General features: G+C 75.8%; 17 protein-coding genes. 11 read left to right on the plus strand and 6 right to left on the minus strand.

Annotated features, from left to right (window positions below; translation table 11 throughout):
* Positions 1 to 873: 873 nt before the first annotated feature.
* Positions 874 to 2,586 carry a hypothetical protein gene (locus Ae505Ps2_RS06110; RefSeq protein ID WP_075553475.1) on the plus strand — a complete coding sequence of 571 codons (1,713 nt, stop codon included), beginning with the start codon at positions 874 to 876 and terminating at the stop codon, positions 2,584 to 2,586.
* 220 nt (positions 2,587 to 2,806) lie between these two features.
* Here Ae505Ps2_RS06110 and Ae505Ps2_RS06115 read toward each other — a convergent pair whose 3' ends face one another.
* Positions 2,807 to 3,700 carry a Gfo/Idh/MocA family oxidoreductase gene (locus tag Ae505Ps2_RS06115; RefSeq protein WP_075333997.1) on the minus strand — a complete coding sequence of 298 codons (894 nt, stop codon included), beginning with the start codon at positions 3,698 to 3,700 and terminating at the stop codon, positions 2,807 to 2,809.
* 52 nt (positions 3,701 to 3,752) lie between these two features.
* Here Ae505Ps2_RS06115 and Ae505Ps2_RS06120 point away from each other — a divergent pair, with 52 nt between their 5' ends.
* The 5 genes from Ae505Ps2_RS06120 (at position 3,753) to Ae505Ps2_RS06140 (ending at position 7,622) form a co-directional block, all read left to right on the plus strand.
* Complete coding sequence (locus tag Ae505Ps2_RS06120; RefSeq protein ID WP_212567612.1) at positions 3,753 to 4,559, plus strand: NUDIX hydrolase; 807 nt, start codon at positions 3,753 to 3,755, stop codon at positions 4,557 to 4,559.
* Positions 4,556 to 5,344, plus strand: a complete 789-nt coding sequence (locus Ae505Ps2_RS06125) for an MBL fold metallo-hydrolase (RefSeq protein ID WP_075333999.1) — start codon at positions 4,556 to 4,558, stop codon at positions 5,342 to 5,344. The genes Ae505Ps2_RS06120 and Ae505Ps2_RS06125 overlap by 4 nt, the downstream gene beginning before the upstream one ends.
* 107 nt (positions 5,345 to 5,451) lie before the next feature.
* Positions 5,452 to 6,204 carry an amino acid ABC transporter substrate-binding protein gene (locus Ae505Ps2_RS06130; RefSeq protein WP_020628206.1) on the plus strand — a complete coding sequence of 251 codons (753 nt, stop codon included), beginning with the start codon at positions 5,452 to 5,454 and terminating at the stop codon, positions 6,202 to 6,204.
* Positions 6,205 to 6,873 carry an amino acid ABC transporter permease gene (locus tag Ae505Ps2_RS06135; protein ID WP_020628207.1) on the plus strand — a complete coding sequence of 223 codons (669 nt, stop codon included), beginning with the start codon at positions 6,205 to 6,207 and terminating at the stop codon, positions 6,871 to 6,873. It abuts the gene before it with no gap.
* Complete coding sequence (locus tag Ae505Ps2_RS06140; protein ID WP_020628208.1) at positions 6,870 to 7,622, plus strand: amino acid ABC transporter ATP-binding protein; 753 nt, start codon at positions 6,870 to 6,872, stop codon at positions 7,620 to 7,622. The genes Ae505Ps2_RS06135 and Ae505Ps2_RS06140 overlap by 4 nt, the downstream gene beginning before the upstream one ends.
* On the opposite strand, the gene Ae505Ps2_RS06145 is transcribed toward Ae505Ps2_RS06140, so the two are convergent.
* From Ae505Ps2_RS06145 to Ae505Ps2_RS06160, 4 genes are all read right to left on the minus strand, one after another.
* Positions 7,619 to 8,311 (minus strand): HD domain-containing protein, encoded by a 693-nt coding sequence (locus tag Ae505Ps2_RS06145; RefSeq protein WP_075309469.1) that lies wholly within the window; start codon positions 8,309 to 8,311, stop codon positions 7,619 to 7,621. The genes Ae505Ps2_RS06140 and Ae505Ps2_RS06145 overlap by 4 nt on opposite strands.
* Positions 8,308 to 9,570 (minus strand): MFS transporter, encoded by a 1,263-nt coding sequence (locus Ae505Ps2_RS06150; RefSeq protein WP_075309467.1) that lies wholly within the window; start codon positions 9,568 to 9,570, stop codon positions 8,308 to 8,310. The genes Ae505Ps2_RS06145 and Ae505Ps2_RS06150 overlap by 4 nt, the downstream gene beginning before the upstream one ends.
* Before the next feature lie 41 nt (positions 9,571 to 9,611).
* Positions 9,612 to 10,286, minus strand: a complete 675-nt coding sequence (locus Ae505Ps2_RS06155) for a Crp/Fnr family transcriptional regulator (RefSeq protein ID WP_020628211.1) — start codon at positions 10,284 to 10,286, stop codon at positions 9,612 to 9,614.
* A 163-nt stretch (positions 10,287 to 10,449) separates the two neighbouring features.
* The gene (locus Ae505Ps2_RS06160) at positions 10,450 to 10,698 is read right to left on the minus strand and encodes a hypothetical protein (protein WP_043282623.1); all 249 of its coding nucleotides are present in this window, start codon (positions 10,696 to 10,698) and stop codon (positions 10,450 to 10,452) included.
* Positions 10,699 to 11,050: 352 nt separating this feature from the next.
* On the opposite strand from Ae505Ps2_RS06160, the gene nth reads away from it, so the two are divergent.
* The 5 genes from nth (at position 11,051) to Ae505Ps2_RS06185 (ending at position 15,672) form a co-directional block, all read left to right on the plus strand.
* Entirely contained in the window at positions 11,051 to 11,782 is a 732-nt protein-coding gene (nth, locus tag Ae505Ps2_RS06165; protein WP_075312644.1) for an endonuclease III, read from the plus strand.
* Complete coding sequence (locus tag Ae505Ps2_RS06170; RefSeq protein WP_075334000.1) at positions 11,779 to 12,450, plus strand: TlpA disulfide reductase family protein; 672 nt, start codon at positions 11,779 to 11,781, stop codon at positions 12,448 to 12,450. The genes nth and Ae505Ps2_RS06170 overlap by 4 nt, the downstream gene beginning before the upstream one ends.
* On the plus strand, positions 12,447 to 13,193 hold the full coding sequence (locus tag Ae505Ps2_RS06175) for a CoA pyrophosphatase (protein WP_233147684.1): 747 nt from the start codon (positions 12,447 to 12,449) through the stop codon (positions 13,191 to 13,193). The genes Ae505Ps2_RS06170 and Ae505Ps2_RS06175 overlap by 4 nt, the downstream gene beginning before the upstream one ends.
* A gap of 2 nt (positions 13,194 to 13,195) precedes the next feature.
* The gene (locus tag Ae505Ps2_RS06180; protein ID WP_075312640.1) at positions 13,196 to 14,395 is read left to right on the plus strand and encodes a MarP family serine protease; all 1,200 of its coding nucleotides are present in this window, start codon (positions 13,196 to 13,198) and stop codon (positions 14,393 to 14,395) included.
* A gap of 71 nt (positions 14,396 to 14,466) precedes the next feature.
* Positions 14,467 to 15,672, plus strand: coding sequence for an MFS transporter (locus Ae505Ps2_RS06185; RefSeq protein WP_075553476.1), 1,206 nt, complete (start codon positions 14,467 to 14,469; stop codon positions 15,670 to 15,672).
* Here Ae505Ps2_RS06185 and Ae505Ps2_RS06190 read toward each other — a convergent pair.
* Positions 15,654 to 16,490 carry an MBL fold metallo-hydrolase gene (locus Ae505Ps2_RS06190; RefSeq protein ID WP_075553477.1) on the minus strand — a complete coding sequence of 279 codons (837 nt, stop codon included), beginning with the start codon at positions 16,488 to 16,490 and terminating at the stop codon, positions 15,654 to 15,656. The two genes, Ae505Ps2_RS06185 and Ae505Ps2_RS06190, sit on opposite strands and share 19 nt — an antisense overlap.
* Between the last annotated feature and the right edge of the window lie 68 nt (positions 16,491 to 16,558).

Consider the following 16,558-nt stretch of genomic DNA (forward strand, 5'->3'; position numbering starts at 1 on the left):
GGGTCCGCACCGGTTCGACGGCGACGGTCCGCCCGGTGCCGCGGAGGCGGTGGCCGCCGCACTTGCCGGCGTCCCGGACCCGGAGTCGGGCTGGACGCTGGCCTGGCGCACGACGCCCGCCGGTGCCGCCCCCGGCCCGCTGCCGCAGCCGGTGCTGCTGGCCCGCACCGGACCGCACGACGCACCTGAGGTCCTGACCTACCAGGCGCAGGCGGCGCTGGCCCGCGCCGGGCTGGTCGTGTCGGTCGAGGTCGGCGACGACAGCCCGGATCCCGACTACCACCGCGCCGCCCGCGAGGTCGCGCGGCCGCTCCCCGCCGCTGCACCGCTCCCCGCCGCGCCACCACCCGCGGCACCACTCACCGCCGCACCACTCTCCGCCGCACCGCCGCTCCCCGCGGCCGCCTCCTCTGCGCCGTCCCACGACACTCCGTCCCACGACGCCCCGTCCCGTGACGACGTGTCGGCGGAGGGCGCCCTGCCCACCGGCGACCGGCCGGCCCCACCCACCTCGGCCCACTCGTCCGACCGGGCTCTCGGCGACCGTCCCGACGACCGGCCGTCCCACCGGGCCGGACTCGTGTCCGCGGCGGCCCCCCGGACCCGCGGCCCGACCGGGACGCGCCCTCCATCGACCCGGACCCCGAGCCCGGCGCACTCGGCGGCCTGGACAGCGACGCGGCGCCGGCGTTCGATGCCGTACCGGCCCGGGACCGCGCCGACGGCTCCCCCGTCCGCCCCGCCGTCGATGCGGAGGTCCCCGACCCGGGGCGATCGCCCGCACCGATCCCCGACGACCGCCCCGCGCCCCGCACCGACGGCCCCTCCACGCAGGTTCCGGAACCGGCGGACCGACCCGGCCACGTCGATCCGGTGTCGACGAGGAGGACCACCACCTCGCCGGGAACGAGCGGGCCCGGCGACCGGCCGGTCCGGTCCTCCGACGCTGCCGCCTCCCGCACCGGCGCGGACCCGGGCACCCCCGCGACCGGCTCCGCGACGAGCCCGTCCGACGCGACCGGTCCGGGCCCGGACACCGGCACCTCGGCCGGCACCGCACACGGTCCGGAGACGGCCACCGCCGACCCGGCCGTTCACGGCCCGGAGGCGGGCACCGCCGATCCGACCGGCACGACAGTGCGCCCTGCGACCCGCGGCCCGCGGGCCGGCACCCCCGACAGCGCCGATCCAGGTTCGGCCGGGTCGCGCGGCCCCGCGGCCCGACCGGTCGCGGTACCCGCCGAGGGCGAGGACACCGCGCATCCGGCACCGCGGCCGTCGCCGCCGATCCGGGCGTTGCGGCAGGCCACCGGGGGCGACTGGTTCGACTCGCCCCCGGAGGCCGGCAGCCCGAACCCGACGCCGGCGAGCGGCGTCGGCGAGGTCTCCGACGTCCCCCGGCACCGCTTCGTCGCCGAATCCGCCGGTCCCGGCAACGGCCACTCCCCGGACCACAACGGGGCACACCCCGCGACCGCGGACCGCGGGCCCGTGGCGGGGCCGCCGGAGCGTCCGGTCGCGCCCGACACGTCGCCGTCCGGCCGGCCACCGCGCCCCTCCGACGGACCGCCGACACCACCGGTCAACCGGGCACGTCCCGGGCCCCCGGCGTATCCGACTGCGCCGGAGACCCGGACCACGCCGGATACCCCGACCACGCCTGAGTCCCCGACCACGCCCGTTCCACCGGTCGCCGCCGCGGATCCGTCCCCGGTCGGCCGCCGGTCGACCCGGCGTGACCTCGACGTACCGCCCCACGGGGCGGCCGGGCGGGCGCCCGCGGGTGACGGGCCCGCCCCGGTCGTCGTGCGTCCGCCCGTCGGAGCACCCGCGGCGCCGGGCCCCGACGAGGCGTCCTGGCTCGCGGACTGGGCCTCGGGCGCCTGGGTCGGGGAGATCGGGCCGCCGGAGGAGCCGGCGCGGACCGACCGGACCGATGTCGACCGGACCGTTCCGGGCACGCCGCGCGTCGTCCCCGCTGTGAACGGCACCGCGCCGGCCTCGCGGGAGACCCCGGCGGACGCAGACCACGCCGTCCCCGCCCCGCACGCACGCGCCGGACTGCCCGACACCGGTCCGGCCCCGGACGAGGCAGGGACCGACCCCGTCGACGAGGCGCCCACCCCACCTCCGGGCGCCCCGATCCGGCGCGCCCCGGCTCCCCCGGCGCCGGCCGACCGGGACCGCCGCCCCCGCCACCTTCTGCTCACCGACGACGAGCCGGACGAGCCGCGGGAGCCGGACGGGCCCGTCGCGGACGCCACCGAACCGGCCGACGTCGTGGGGCCCGCACCGGCGACGGACCAGCTCGCGCCGCGCCCGCCGGAGGAGACGGCGACGGGTCTCGCGGCAGGGCCCGCGGAGGCACCCGCCCCGAGGCCTCGACCGCGACCACGTCCCGCCGGGGGCCTGGCCGACCGGCTCACCCCCACCGAACAGGACCTGCTGCAACGGCTGCACGAGGAGCTCGCGGCCCGCGAGAACGGCGGCGAACCGACCCCCCCGCAACGGCACCGCCCGCACCGACCGGGGCTGATCCGGCCGGGTTCCGGGGGACCGTCACCCGCGAACTCGCTTACCCGGTAAGCGAGTTCGCGGAACAGCGTCCCCCCGGCGAGAGCGGGAACTCGGCCAGGCGGGGCGGGAACACTCCGCCAGGCGGGGCGTGAACTCAGCCAGGCGGCGGGAACTCGGCCGAGCGGGAGCCGGAGCGCAGCAGCCGGGCCGGAGCAGGAGCGCAGCAGCCGGGCGGGAGCCGGAACTCAGCCGGGCCGGAGCAGCAGCTCGGCCGCTCCGGAGCGGGCACTCAACCGACCGCGCGCACGATCCGGTCGATCACCCGCTGCAGGTGCAGCGCCCGGGCGGCGTCCACCGGGAGGTCTGCGCCCGAGCCGATCGCGTCCGCGAGGTCGTCGAGCAGCGCGCCGAAGCAGGCGACCGCGTCGGCCGGGCGTCGGTCGAGCACGTACCGGCCGCGGCCGTCCGCCCCGAGCCCCCCGACCAGCGCCACCTCGAACTCGGTCGGGTCCACCGGGACGCGCAGCGACAGCACCACCGAGCTGCGGGCGCCGCCGTCGTGGACGAGGCCGATCCGCCACAGGTCGGGCTCGTCGCGGTGGGCGTGGTCGACGTCGACGACCGGGCCCACCGCCGCGTCCAGCAGGTCCACGACGTGCGGGCCGACGTCGAGCAGCGCCCCGTGCTCGGCCCGCCACGACGACGCCGCGAACGGCCCGCCCAGCAGAGCCCCGGACAGCCAGCGCGCGGTCGCGGTCGTCCCCGGTCCGCCGGCGCCGGTCGGGACCGCGTCGAGCCAGGCCCGGATCGCCGGGTCGAACCGCAGGGTCAGCATCGTCGCCGACCGGACGCCCGACGCCGCGACCGCGGCCGCGGCCCGTTCGGCGGCGGGCAGGTCCGCGGCCAGCGGCTTCTCCAGCACCACGTGCTTTCCGGCGGCCACGACCCGCTCCAGCAGGTCGGCCTGGACGGCGGGCGGGACGGCGAACGCGACGGCGTCGCACGCGTCGAGCAGGTCCTCGACCGACGCGTGCACGGGACCGCCGGAGACCGCGGCGATCTCGGCGGCCGCCTCCGGTCGTCGCGCCCACACCCCGGCCGCCGACCAGCGGGGATGCGCCGCGATGGCGGGGGCGTGCACCTGTCGCGCCCACGGCCCGGCGCCGAGCAGTCCGATACGCATGCGGGCATTCTCACCGCCGACCGGCCCCGATCATGACCTAGGGTCGGCGGCCATGAGCGATGATCCGGCGACGCAGCCGGTCGAGCCGAGGGCCGCCGCGACCGTCCTGCTGGTCCGCGACGAGCCTGCCGGCGGTGACCTGCAGGTCTTCCTGCAGCGACGAGTGGCCGGGATGGCGTTCGCCGGCGGCATGACCGTGTTCCCCGGCGGCGGTGTCTCCGCCGGGGACGAGCCGGACCCCGGCCGCTGGCGCGGCCCGGACCCGGCCCTCTTTGGCGCCCGGCTCGCCCAGCCGGCGGTCCTGGCCGCCGCGCTGGTGACCGCAGCCGTCCGCGAGACGTTCGAGGAGTGCGGCGTGCTGCTGGCCGCCCCCACCGGCTCCGACCCCGGCCCGCTGGAGGCCGCCGCGGCCTGGCGGGACGACCTCGTCGCCCACCGCACCACGCTGCCGGAGCTGCTGGCGGCCCACGACCTGGAGCTGCGCGCGGACCTGCTGGTCCCGTGGGCCCGCTGGATCACCCCACCACGCAACCCGAAGCGCTACGACACCGCGTTCCTCGTCGCACGGGTGCCGGACGGCCAGGTCGCCGACGACGCCACCACCGAGGCCGTCGAGGCGCGCTGGTGGACCCCGGCCGAGGCGCTGGCCGGCTACGACGACGGCGATCTCAAGCTGATGCCGCCCACCCTGCGGACCCTGCAGGAGCTGGACCGCCACGCCACCGCCGCCGACGTCCTCGCCGCGGCGGCCGAGCGCGACATCGAGCCGATCACGCCCGAGGTGCGGCGCGAGGGCAGGGTCGTCACGATCACCCTGCCCGGCGATCCCGACTGGATCTACGAGGAGGCGCTCCGGTGAGCCACCCGCTCTACGGAACCCTGCGCACCGCGCACCCGCTGGCGTCGGTGCTGCTGCAGCACAACCCAGGCCCGATGACGCTGGAGGGCACCAACACCTGGGTGCTGGCGGCCCCGGACGCGCACGACCGGATCGTCGTCGACCCGGGCGAGGACGACGGCACGCACCTGGAGGCGCTGGCCGACGGCCCACCGGTCGCCGCGGTCGTCCTGACCCACCGCCACCACGACCACGCCGGCGGGATCGGCCGGTTCGTCGAGCTGACCGGCGCACCCGTGTACGCCGCGGACCCCTCGCTTACGTCGGGGACCACCCCGCTGCTCGACGGCGCCGTCGTCACCGGTGGCGGGGTCGAGCTGGAGGTGCTGAGCACCCCCGGTCACACCTCGGACTCGGTGTCGCTGCTGCTGCGCGGCCCCGGCTCCGACGGCGTCGCGCTGCTCTCCGGCGACACCGTGCTCGGCCGCGGCACCACCGTCATCGCCCATCCCGACGGCACCCTCGGCCCCTATCTGGACTCGCTGCGCCGGATCGCGGAGCTCCCCGCGGGCACCCCGGTCCTCCCCGGGCACGGGCCGGAGCTCCCGGACGCCGCCGAGACGGCGCGCCACTACCTCGCCCACCGCGAGCAGCGGCTGGAACAGGTCCGGGCGGCGCTGGAGCGGCTCGGGCCGGACGCGTCGGCCCGCGACGTCGTCGAGGTCGTCTACGCCGATGTCGACACCTCGCTGTGGGACGCCGCCGAACTGTCGGTCCGGGCACAGCTGGATCACCTGCGTGGATGAACGGGGCTCCGCGGAGCGTTGGACCGGCGAGGCCCGATCGGCCTAAGGTCCCCGCATCCGCGGGGGCGTCGCGATCCGTCCGCCCCGTTCCGCCCGAAGGAGACCCCGTGCGTCGCACGATCCTGGCCCTGGCCGCCGCGCTGCTGGCCCTCACCACCCTCGTCGGCTGCAGCAGCGGTGGGTCCGACACGCTGCGCGTCGGCACCGAGGGGACCTACAGCCCGTTCAGCTTCCAGGGCCCCGACGGGCAGCTGACCGGCTACGACGTCGAGGTCGCCCGTGCGGTCGGCGCCAAGCTGGGCAAGGAGGTCGAGTTCGTCCAGACCCCCTGGGACTCGATCTTCGCCGCGCTCGAGTCGCAGCGGATCGACCTCGTCGCCAACCAGGTCACGATCAACGACGAGCGGAAGGCGAAGTACGACCTCTCGACGCCCTACACCGTGTCCGAGGGCGTGATCGTCACCCGCGCCGACGACACCGCGATCCGGAGCCTGGCCGACCTGCGGGGCCGCACCACCGCCCAGTCGGCGACCAGCAACTGGGCCGAGGTCGCCCGCGGCGCCGGGGCGAACGTCGAGGCCGTCGAGGGCTTCGTGCAGGCCGTCCAGCTGCTCAAGGACGGCCGCATCGACGCGACGGTCAACGACACCCTGGCCGTCGGCGAGTACGAGAAGTCGACCGGGGACAAGGGCGTCAAGGTCGCCGCCACCACCGGGGACACCAGCGAGCAGGCCTTCGCCGCCCGCAAGGACAGCGGCCTGATGCCCGACGTGGACCGGGCACTGGCCGAGCTGCGGGCCGACGGCACCCTGGCGCAGCTGTCCGAGAAGTACTTCGGCAGCGACGTCAGCGGGAAGTAGATGGATCCCGCCACCTGGGAGCTGATCGGCCGCAACCTGTGGCCGATGCTGAAGGCGACGGTCACGATGACCATCCCGCTGACGGCGATCAGCTTCGTGATCGGGCTGGCGCTGGCCCTGCTGCTGGCGCTGGCCCGGATCTCGTCGATCGCGGCGTTGTCCTGGCTGGCCCGCGCCTACATCTCGGTCGTGCGCGGCACGCCGCTGCTGGTCCAGCTGTTCATCGTGTTCTACGCGCTGCCACAGCTCGGGCTGGTGATCGACCCGTTCCCGTCGGCGGTGATCGCGTTCAGCCTCAACGTCGGCGGCTACGCGGCCGAGATCATCCGGGCGGCGATCCTGTCCATCCCGAAGGGGCAGTGGGAGGCCGCGCAGACCATCGGCATGGGGTACGCGACGACGCTGCGCCGGGTGATCCTCCCGCAGGCCGCGCGGACCGCCGTCCCGCCGCTGTCGAACACGCTGATCTCCCTGGTCAAGGACACGTCGCTGGCCTCGACCATCCTGGTGACCGAGCTGCTGCGGGTCGCCCAGCTGGCCGCGGCGCCGACGTTCGACTTCTTCGCCCTCTACGGCGTGGCCGCGGTGTACTACTGGATCGTCTGCCTGATCCTCTCGTCCGTGCAGGTGCGGGTGGAGGCGCGGCTGGAGAGGTACGTGGCGCGATGAGCGACCTGCTGACCGTCCGGGGCCTGCGCAAGTCCTTCGGGACGCTGGAGGTCCTGCGTGACATCGGGTTCGACGTCCCCGCCGGGACCGTGACCGCCGTGATCGGGCCGTCCGGCTCGGGCAAGACGACGGTGCTGCGCACCCTGAACGCGCTGGACCGGGCCGACGCCGGGGTGATCACCATCGGCGATCTCGCGGTCGACTTCGGCGCCCCCGTCGACCGGGCCACGCTGGCCCGGTTCCGGTCCCGGACCGCGATGGTGTTCCAGTCGCACAACCTGTTCCCGCACCGCACCGTCCTGGAGAACGTGATCGAGGGCCCGGTGATCGTGCAGAAGCGGCCCCGGGCCGAGGCGACCGCGGACGCCCGGCGGCTGCTGGACCAGGTGGGGCTGGCCGAGAAGGCCGACCAGTACCCGTACCAGCTCTCCGGCGGCCAGCAGCAGCGCGTCGGGATCGCCCGTGCGCTGGCTCTCGACCCGCAGCTGATGCTGTTCGACGAGCCCACCTCGGCGCTGGACCCCGAGCTCGTCGGCGACGTCCTGCGGGTGATCAAGGACCTCGCGACGGCGGGCCGGACGATGGTCATCGTCACCCACGAGATCCGCTTCGCCCAGCAGGTCGCCGACCAGGTCCTCTTCGTCGACGGCGGGGTGGTGGCGGAGTCCGGTCCGCCGTCGCAGGTGCTGGTCGAGCCGGCGCAGCCCCGCACCCGGCAGTTCCTGAAGCGGATCCTGGACCCGCTCTAGACCTCGGGCGGGGCGCCGCCTTCGTCGCCGTGGACCTCGATCCACTCCTCGCGGAACCGGCGCAGGAACTCCACCAGGGCCGCGTGCCGCCGCTCGCCCATCTCCCGGCCGGCGGCGGTACGCAGCTCGCCGCGCAGCCGGAGCAGCTTCTCGTGGAAGTGGGCGACGACCGAGCCGGTCGGCCCGGACCGGTAGCCACCGCTCGCGACGCCCGCCCCCGGGTCCCACAGGGGCTCGCCGATCGCGCCGCCGTAGGCGAACGCGCGGGCGATGCCGGTGGCGCCCATCGCGTCGAGCATGTCGGCGTCGTGCAGGCAGGCGGCGATCCGGTCCGCGGTGGGCGCCGTGGCCGCCTCGGAGAACGAGTAGCGGCCGGTGGCCTCGACGGCGTCGAGCACCGGGTCCCACAGCTGCTCGGCGACCCCGCCGCGGCGCAGTGCGTCCCGGGCGTCGTCGCGGACCTCCGCGGGCGCGACGACCCGGCCGAGCCGGGCCTCGGCCGCCCGGTGGTGGTCGTGCACGTACGCGGCGACGGCGGCGACGAACCCGTCGAGCCCCTCCCGCACCGCCAGCCGGGCCGACAGCCCGGCGACCCGGTCGAGGTGTCCGAGGTCGTGCGCGACGTCCGCACCGGCCATGTCACCGGCGACGACGTCGCGCAGCCGCCGCAGCTCCCCGGCGCCGCTCACGCCGGGCTCCCGGCCGCGACGGCGCGGGGCTCGGTGTCGGCGACCGAGCCGCGACGCAGCCACAGCAACCCGGCGACCAGCAGCCCCAGGGCGCCGCCCGCCGCGTACCCGCCCGGCCCGACGAGGTCGATCATGACGCCGGACAGCGCCTGCCCGACCGAGACACCGAGCACCGCGGCCATCACCATCCAGTTGAACGCCTCGGTCGCCGCCCCGGCCGGAGCGGTCTGCTCGACGCCGAGGGAGTGCGCGGTCACCTGCGGGGTGATCAGCGCGCCTGCCGCCATCATCACCACGGCCAGCAGCACCAGCGAACCGAGCGGGGAGACGAGCCCCATCGCCGTCACCAGGACGGCGAAGCCGGCGAGCAGGACCGGCAGCCGCAGGTGCAGCGGCCGCGGCCAGGGCCGCATCCCGTAGAGCACCCCGGTCAGCACCGAGACCACCGACCAGAGCGAGAGCAGGAGCCCGCCGGCGGCGGGCGAACCGGCGAACGCGGTCGCGGCGATCACGCCGACCTCCGCGGTCCCCGCCACCAGCCCGAACCCGAGCGACGCCAGCGCCACCGTCCGCAGCCCGGGCCGCCGGAACACCCCGAGCAGCCCGGCCTCGACCGGCAGCGACCCGTCGGCGCGCTCGGCGCGGATGCGGGCCGAGCGGCGGCGTACGGCGGCGGTGAGCGCGAACCAGGTGGTGCCGACGATCTCCGCGGTCGCCGCGGCGACGAGCGCGGTGCCCGGCCACGGCGTCGCCACCACCAGCACAGCGGCCAGCGCGGGCCCCATGATGAAGAAGATCTCGAGGCTGATCGCCTCGTAGGTGTAGGCGGCCTCGCGGCGCGGCCCGGGCGGGGTCAGGTCCGACCACAGCGCCCGTGACGACCCCTCGAACGCCGGCGTGACGAGCCCGGTGACGACCGCGACCGCCACGGCGAGCGGCAGCGCCGCCCGGAACTCGATGCTCAGCACCAGCCCGGTGACGCACAGCAGGTACACCCCGACGAGCACCAGCATCGGCCGGGTCGGGCCCAGCCGGTCCAGCACCCTCCCCTGCACGACCGTGCCGACGGCGGTCCCGACGAGCAGCGCCGCGGAGACCGCTCCGGCGACGGCGTAGGAGCCGTGGACCTCGCGGACGTAGAGCAACGTGGCGAGGCTGTGCATCGCGATCGGGAACCGACCGAGGACGGAGGCGCAGACCGGCGCGGCCGCCCCGGGGGTCCCCAGGGCGGCGCGGTAGTCGGAGAGGGCGGCGGGCACGCCCCAGGATCACATGTTCTGGGACGTCCGTACCAGAGAATTCAGCGAGCGCGTCGCGCGAGCCGCTCCGGCTCCAGGATCAGCACGCTCTTGCCCTCCAGCCGCAGCCAGCCGCGGTGCGCGAAGTCGGCGAGCGCCTTGTTCACGGTCTCGCGGGAGGCGCCGACGAGCTGGGCGATCTCCTCCTGCGTGAGGTCGTGGGTGACCCGCAGCAGACCCGACTCCTGGGAGCCGAACTGGCGCGCGAGCTGCAGCAGCGACTTCGCCACCCGGCCCGGCACGTCGGTGAAGATCAGGTCGGCGAGCATGTTGTTGGTGCGGCGCAGGCGGCGGGCCAGCACGCGCAGCAGCTGCTCGGCGATCTCCGGCCGCTTGCCGATCCACTCGCGCAGCGCGCTGCGGTCCATGGTGTAGCAACGCACCTCGGTGACCGCGGTCGCCGAGGACGTGCGCGGGCCCGGGTCGAAGATCGACAGCTCGCCGAACATGTCCGACGGACCGGCCACCATGAGCAGGTTCTCCCGGCCGTCGGGGGACTTCCGGCCGAGCTTCACCTTCCCGCCCGACACGATGTAGAGGCGGTCACCGGGCTCTCCCTCGGAGAAGATGACCTGCCCGCGGGAGAACTCGGCAGTCTCCAGAGCTTCCGCCAGCGCCTCGGCGGCCTGGGGCTCCACACCTTGGAAGATCCCTGCCCGGATCAGAACCTCGTCCACTGCAATGCTCCTCGTTCACCGGCCGTGTCGTCACGGCGGGTCGTCGGCGCGTCAGTGTAGAGGTCTTCGCCACACACGTGCGCACCACTGGCCCGATCGGATTGACATCCGATCGGGTCCGATTCGTCGCGGGGCGCTGTAGCGCCTCCTGCACCCGATCTTGTCAGGCCGACGGGACCTGGCTCCGACGAGCCCCCCGACGGCGCCGGTTGCGCAGCCGGAACAGCTCCAGCGCGCGGCCCGTGCCGGACCGGAACAGGGCACGGACCTCGTCCGGCCGGGGCTGTTCGAGCATCTCGTCCAGCTCGTCCTGGCGCACGGTGGACTCCCGCATGCGGGACTCCACGCGCTCCATGCCGAGCGCGAAGAACATCACGAGCAGCGGGACGAGAACGCTCAACCAGGCAGTCATGGCGGCTCCGATCCTCTCGTACGGGTTCGGAGCCCGGCCGGTCGGGGGTGGTCGCGTCGGGGGCTTCGTGACGCGTTCGTGACCTCGTAGCCCGTTCGGCGCACACTCGACCGGGGGCGGGCACCGCTCGTCGGACGCGTCGCCGCGCCGGACGGTCGACCACGCTCCGACGCGAACCGGACCGCGCGCGGCGACGAGCGGTGCACGGCGCGACACCGTGACACGACTGTCGGTGCCCACCCGTACGCTCGGTCACGTGAGCACCTCCGCCGGACGGACGTCGCGGGCGTCGCGGCCCACCCCCCGCGCCGCAGCCGGTCTGGCCGCGCGCGTCGCGGCCGGGGAGAGCCCGATCGGGCGAGCACGCCGGGTCAACCGCACCCTGCGGGCGTTGGCCGAGGCCTACCCGCACGCGCACTGCGAGCTGGACTTCACCACCCCGCTCGATCTCGCCGTCGCGACGATCCTGTCCGCGCAGTGCACCGACGAGCGGGTCAACCAGGTCACCCCGGCACTGTTCGCCCGGTACCCCACCGCCGCGGACTACGCCGGCGCCGACCGGACCGAGCTCGAGGAGCTGATCCGCTCCACCGGCTTCTACCGGAACAAGGCGACGTCGCTGATCGGGCTGGGGGCCGCCGTCGTCGAGCGGCACGGCGGGGAGCTGCCGTCGACGCTGGACGAGCTGGTGAAGCTGCCGGGCATCGGGCGCAAGACCGCGAACGTCATCCTCGGCAACGCGTTCGGCGTCCCCGGGATCACCGTCGACACCCACTTCGGACGTCTGGTGCGCCGCTGGGGCTGGACGACCGAGGAGGACCCGGTCAAGGTCGAGCACGCCATCGGCGAGCTCGTCCCGCGCCGGGACTGGACGATCGTGTCCCACCACGTGATCTTCCACGGGCGCCGGGTCTGCCACTCCCGCAAACCGGCCTGCGGCGCCTGCACGCTCGCGGCGGACTGCCCCGCCTTCGGCCTCGGCCCCACCGATCCGGGCGAGGCCGCGGCGCTGGTCAAGGGGCCGGAACGGGACCATCTGCTCGCACTCGCGGGGATCGCGGGGCCCTCCGGGGACGGCCGGTGACCAGGACAGGCGCCTCCCGCTCCGAGATCGTGTCGACCGCGGTCGTCGTCGTCCTGGTGGCGATCGCTGTCTGGGCGCTGTGGCCCTCGGGATCCACCACGGGCGGGGGCGCCGGCAGTGGCCCCGCGGCGAGCGCGGCCCCGGCCGACCGGCCCGAGACCGACCTGGCCGCCGCGGACCCCCAGGCGCTGGCCACCGCGCGTGCCTCGGCCCGGCTGGCCCCCTGCCCGGTCCCGTCCGGCGCGGCGCCGGCCGGTCCGCTCGCCGGGATCACCGTGCCGTGCCTGGGCGCCGACGGCCGCACCGACCTGGGCGCGGCCCTGGCCGGGCGTCCGACGCTGGTCAACTTCTGGGCGTCGTGGTGCGTGCCGTGCCGCGAGGAGCTGCCCGCACTGCAGGCCTACGCGCAGCGGCCCGGCGCACTGCCGGTGCTCACCGTCGACGTGCAGGACGACCCGGTGGCCGCGCTGACCCTGTCCGCGCAGCTGGGGGTCACCCTGCCGGCCGTGACCGACCCGCAGCGGGCCGTGCGCCGCGCCCTGGACACCCCGCCGCTGCTGCCGGTCAGCTACGTGACCCGCGCCGACGGCGGCGTCGCGATGGTGGACCCGCCCGTCCCGTTCCGGACCGCCGACGACGTCGCGGCCGCCGTGGAGCGGTTCCGGTGACCGCGCACGCGGACATTCCGCGGGTGCCCGAGCCCGACCCCTCGGCGACGCCGGCGTCGCTGCGCCCGCTCGTCGACGGGGCGCTGGGCCTGGACCCGGCCTGGTTCGGGTGGCGACGCCTGCCGCCCGACAGCGGCGAACCGCGCCGGGCCTCGGTGCTGATGCTGTTCACCGACGCGGAGTCCGGGGGACCGGACGTGCTGCTCACCGAGCGCGCGGCGACGCTGCGCTCGCACGCCGGGCAGGTCGCCTTCCCCGGCGGCAGGCTCGACCCGACCGACACCGGCCCGGTGCACGCCGCCCTGCGGGAGGCCCGGGAGGAGACCGGGCTGGACCCGTCGGGGGTCGTGCCGCTGGCCGTCCTGCCGGACCTGTTCATCCCGCCCACCGGCTTCCTGGTGACCCCGGTGCTGGCGCACTGGGCGTCGCCGTCGCCGGTGCGGGTGGTCGACGCCGCCGAGGTCGCCCGGGTCGTCCGGGTCCCGGTGGCGGTCCTGACCGACCCGGCGAACCGGTTCACCGTGCGCGGCCCCAGGGGGCACACCGGCCCCGCCTTCGACGCCGCGGGCCTGATGGTCTGGGGTTTCACCGCGGGCCTGCTGTCCGCGCTGCTGCAGCGGTCCGGTTGGGAGCGTCCGTGGGACGCCGGCCGGGTCCTCGATCTCGACGACGCCTGGGCCCGGGCCCGGCGGCACGAACCGGAAGGAGTCCGGGTGGACGACCACGGCGTGGTGGACCGGTGAGCATCAGCTGGGTCGACGTCGTCGTCGTGATCCTCGCTCTGCTGGCCGCGGCGTCCGGCTGGCGGCACGGGGTCGCGGTGGCACTGCTGTCGTTCGCCGGTGTGCTGACCGGCGCGGTGCTGGGGCTGCGGCTCGCCCCGTTGCTGGCCGGGCAGGTGGAGTCCCAGCAGGGGAAGGTGCTGCTCGGGATCGGTGTGGTGGTGCTGCTCGTCGCGCTCGGTGAGGCGACGGGCGTCTACCTCGGACGGTTCATCCGCGACCGGATCCGCGGCGAGGGCACCCTGAAGGTCGACTCCACGCTGGGCGCCGGCGTGCAGGCGGTCGCGGTGGTGGTGGCGGCCTGGCTGATCGCGCTGCCGCTGTCCTCGACGAGCTTCTCCACCCTGACCAGCGGCCTGCGCGACTCGCGAGTGCTCGCCGGGGTGGACGACGTGATGCCGGACGCGGCACGCAAGCTCCCCGCCGAGCTGCGCCAGCTCCTCGACGACTCCGGCTTCCCCGACGTCGTCAGCCCGTTCTCGCGGACACCGGTCGCCGCGGTCGGCCCGCCGGACTCCGCGCTCGCGCAGTCCCCGGTGGTCACCGAGGTCCGCGACCGGGTGCTGAAGGTGCGCGGGCGCGCACCGTCCTGCCGTCGCGCGCTGGAGGGGACCGGGTTCGTCGTCGCCCCGCAGCGGGTGATGACCAACGCGCACGTCGTCGCCGGGACCTCCAGCACCACCGTCGAGGTGACGACGTCCAGCGGACGGACCCGCCAGCTCGACGCCCAGGTCGTCTACTACGACCCCGAGGTCGACGTGGCCGTGCTCGACGTGCCCGACCTCGACGAGCAGCCGCTGCAGTTCAGCCCGGACCCGGCCGCCGTCGGCGACGACGTGATCATCCTGGGCTACCCGCTGGACGGCCCGTACACGGTCACCCCCGGCAAGATCCGGGAGCGGATCCGGCTGCGCGGACCGGACATCTACGAGCAGGGCAGCGTGCTGCGCGACGTCTACACCGTCCGCGCGGTGGTGCGCTCCGGGAACTCCGGCGGCCCGATGATCACGCCCGACGGACGGGTGGTCGGCGTCGTGTTCGGCGCCGCGCTGGACGACACCGAGACCGGTTTCGTACTGACCGCCGAGCAGGTCGGGCAGGCGTTGAACGTGGCGGCGAGCGGCGCCTCGTCCCCCGCCGACACCGGGAACTGCGCCTCCTGACCCCACCGCACGTCGTCCCACGATCCGGGAACGAATGGCCGGATCGTGGGACGAATGCTTAGCGTGGGTACATGACCTCCGTCGACGTGACCCGGACCCGGCGTCGCTGGCTGGTGCTCACGGTGGGGGTGTTCGCGCAGACGGCGGCCTGCTCGTTCGTCTACGGGCTGCCGTTCGTGGTGCCGCTGCTGCGCGACTCGGCCGGGCTGACGCTGGCGCAGGCCGGTGCCTACGTCGGGGCCCCGACGGTGGGCCTGCTGTGCACCCTCGTCCTGTGGGGGGCGGCCGCGGACCGGTCCGGCGAACGCGGCGTGATGACGATCGGGCTCGTGCTGTGCGCGCTGGCCGTCGGGGCGGCCGCGCTGCTCCCGCTCGGGCCGGGCCCGGCGCTGCTGGTGCTGCTCGGGCTCGGCGGCGCGGGGGCCGCGTCGGTGTTCGCCGCCAGCGGCCGGATGGTGATGGGGTGGTTCGCCGTCCACGAGCGCGGGACCGCGATGGGCATCCGGCAGACCTCGCGGCCGCTGGGGGTCGCGGTGGCGGGCCTGACGCTGCCGACGCTCGGCGCAGCCGTCGGGCCGTTCCGGGCGCTGGCGCTGCCCGCGCTGCTGTGCCTGGTCGCGGCGGTGCTGGTGCTGACGCTGGCCCCGGATCCGCCCCGACCGCAGCGGCCTGCCGGTGCGGAGCCGGAGCGTTCCCCGTACCGGACGTCCGTACTGTGGCGGGTGCACGGCGCCAGCGCGCTGCTGGTCGTCTCGCAGTTCGCGGTGTCGGCGTTCGGCACCGAGTACCTGGTCCGGGAGCAGGGCTGGCACGTCGCCGCGGCGGGCGCCTTCGTCGCGTGCGGCCAGGTCGCCGGCGCGGCCGGGCGGATCGCGACCGGGGTCTGGTCGGACCGGGTCGGGTCGCGGCTGCGCCCGATGCGCCAGGTCGCGGTGGCCGCGACCCTGGTACTGCTGCTGTTCGCCCTCGGCGACGCCGTCGCCGGGTGGCTGGCGGTGACGATGCTGGCCGTCGGGGCGGTCGTCACCGTCGCCCCGAACGGCCTGGCGTTCACCAGCACCGCCGAGATCGCCGGCCCGGCCTGGTCCGGGCGTGCGCTGGGGGTGCAGAACACGGGGCAGAACGCCGTCGCCTCGGTCGTGCCGGCGGCCCTGGGGCTGCTGGTCGGCACGGCCGGCTACGCGGCGGCCTTCGCGATCGCCGCGGTCGCGCCGCCGGCCGCGGTGCTGGTCACCCCGGTCCGCGAGGAGCGACGGCGTCAGGGCGACGGCGTGTAGGCGAAACCGTCCCCGGCCCGGCGGACACGGCCGGGGGTGAAGTGCGACGGCAGCAGCAGCCCGCCGGAGCGGGCGAGGCGCTCGCACAGGTCGCGTCGGGTACGGGCAGCACGGGCCGGGTCGGCGTCGCCCGCCTGCGCGAGGTCGAGGTCGTCGAACTGCAGCGGGTGGTGCAGGACGTCGCCCCCGATCACCACCTCCGGCCCGTCGGGCGGCCCGATCTCGACGACGAGGTGGCCGGGGGTGTGCCCGGGCGCGGCACGCAGCCGCACCCCGTGACCGAGATCGACATCGACATTGACGCCGTCGCCGTCGCCGACCGGGTCGACCAGACCCGCGTCCAGGACCGGCGCGACGCTGTCCTCCCAGGTCCGGGCCAGTCCCTCGGCGACGCCGGAGCCGGGGGCCGAGCGGTGCACCGCACCCAGCCACGCCAGCTCGGCCCGGGACACCAGGTGCCGCGCCCCGGGGAAGGCCGGGCGGGCGTCGGCGGTGGTCAGCCCGCCGCAGTGGTCCGGGTGCAGGTGGGAGCAGACGACGACATCGATCTCCTCGGGCGCGACCCGTGCGGCGAGCCGGGCCGCGTACCCGGCGTCGAGCAGATGGTGGGCGGGCAGTCCGGGGCGGTGCCGGCCGTCACCGTTGCCGGCATCGACGAGGACGGTCAGGTCCGGGGTGCGGACGAGGTGGGTGGCGATCACCAGGGAGATCGGCCCGTCCGAGGGGTGGGCCGGGAACATCTCGCGGACGCCGAAGGGCCAGTCGTCGAGCTCGGTGATCCGCTCGACCGTCACGGGTCCGCGCAGCTGGATGGTCACGCCGTGATCGTCGGTGCCTCCGGCGCGATGCGGGAGTCCCCGGCCCGGGGTATCCCGCGCAGGGAGTG

This window comes from Pseudonocardia sp. Ae505_Ps2, assembly GCF_001932425.1.
In the GTDB taxonomy this organism is placed as follows: Bacteria; Actinomycetota; Actinomycetes; order Mycobacteriales; family Pseudonocardiaceae; genus Pseudonocardia.

Coding starts and splice junctions, on each gene's coding strand:
- Ae505Ps2_RS06120 (WP_212567612.1), top strand. CDS start 3,753: ATGAGCGATGATCCGGCGACGCAGCCGGTCGAGCCGAGGGCCGCCGCG.
- Ae505Ps2_RS06135 (WP_020628207.1), top strand. CDS start 6,205: ATGGATCCCGCCACCTGGGAGCTGATCGGCCGCAACCTGTGGCCGATG.
- Ae505Ps2_RS06185 (WP_075553476.1), top strand. CDS start 14,467: ATGACCTCCGTCGACGTGACCCGGACCCGGCGTCGCTGGCTGGTGCTC.
- Ae505Ps2_RS06115 (WP_075333997.1), bottom strand. CDS start 3,700: ATGCGTATCGGACTGCTCGGCGCCGGGCCGTGGGCGCGACAGGTGCAC.
- Ae505Ps2_RS06160 (WP_043282623.1), bottom strand. CDS start 10,698: ATGACTGCCTGGTTGAGCGTTCTCGTCCCGCTGCTCGTGATGTTCTTC.
- Ae505Ps2_RS06140 (WP_020628208.1), top strand. CDS start 6,870: ATGAGCGACCTGCTGACCGTCCGGGGCCTGCGCAAGTCCTTCGGGACG.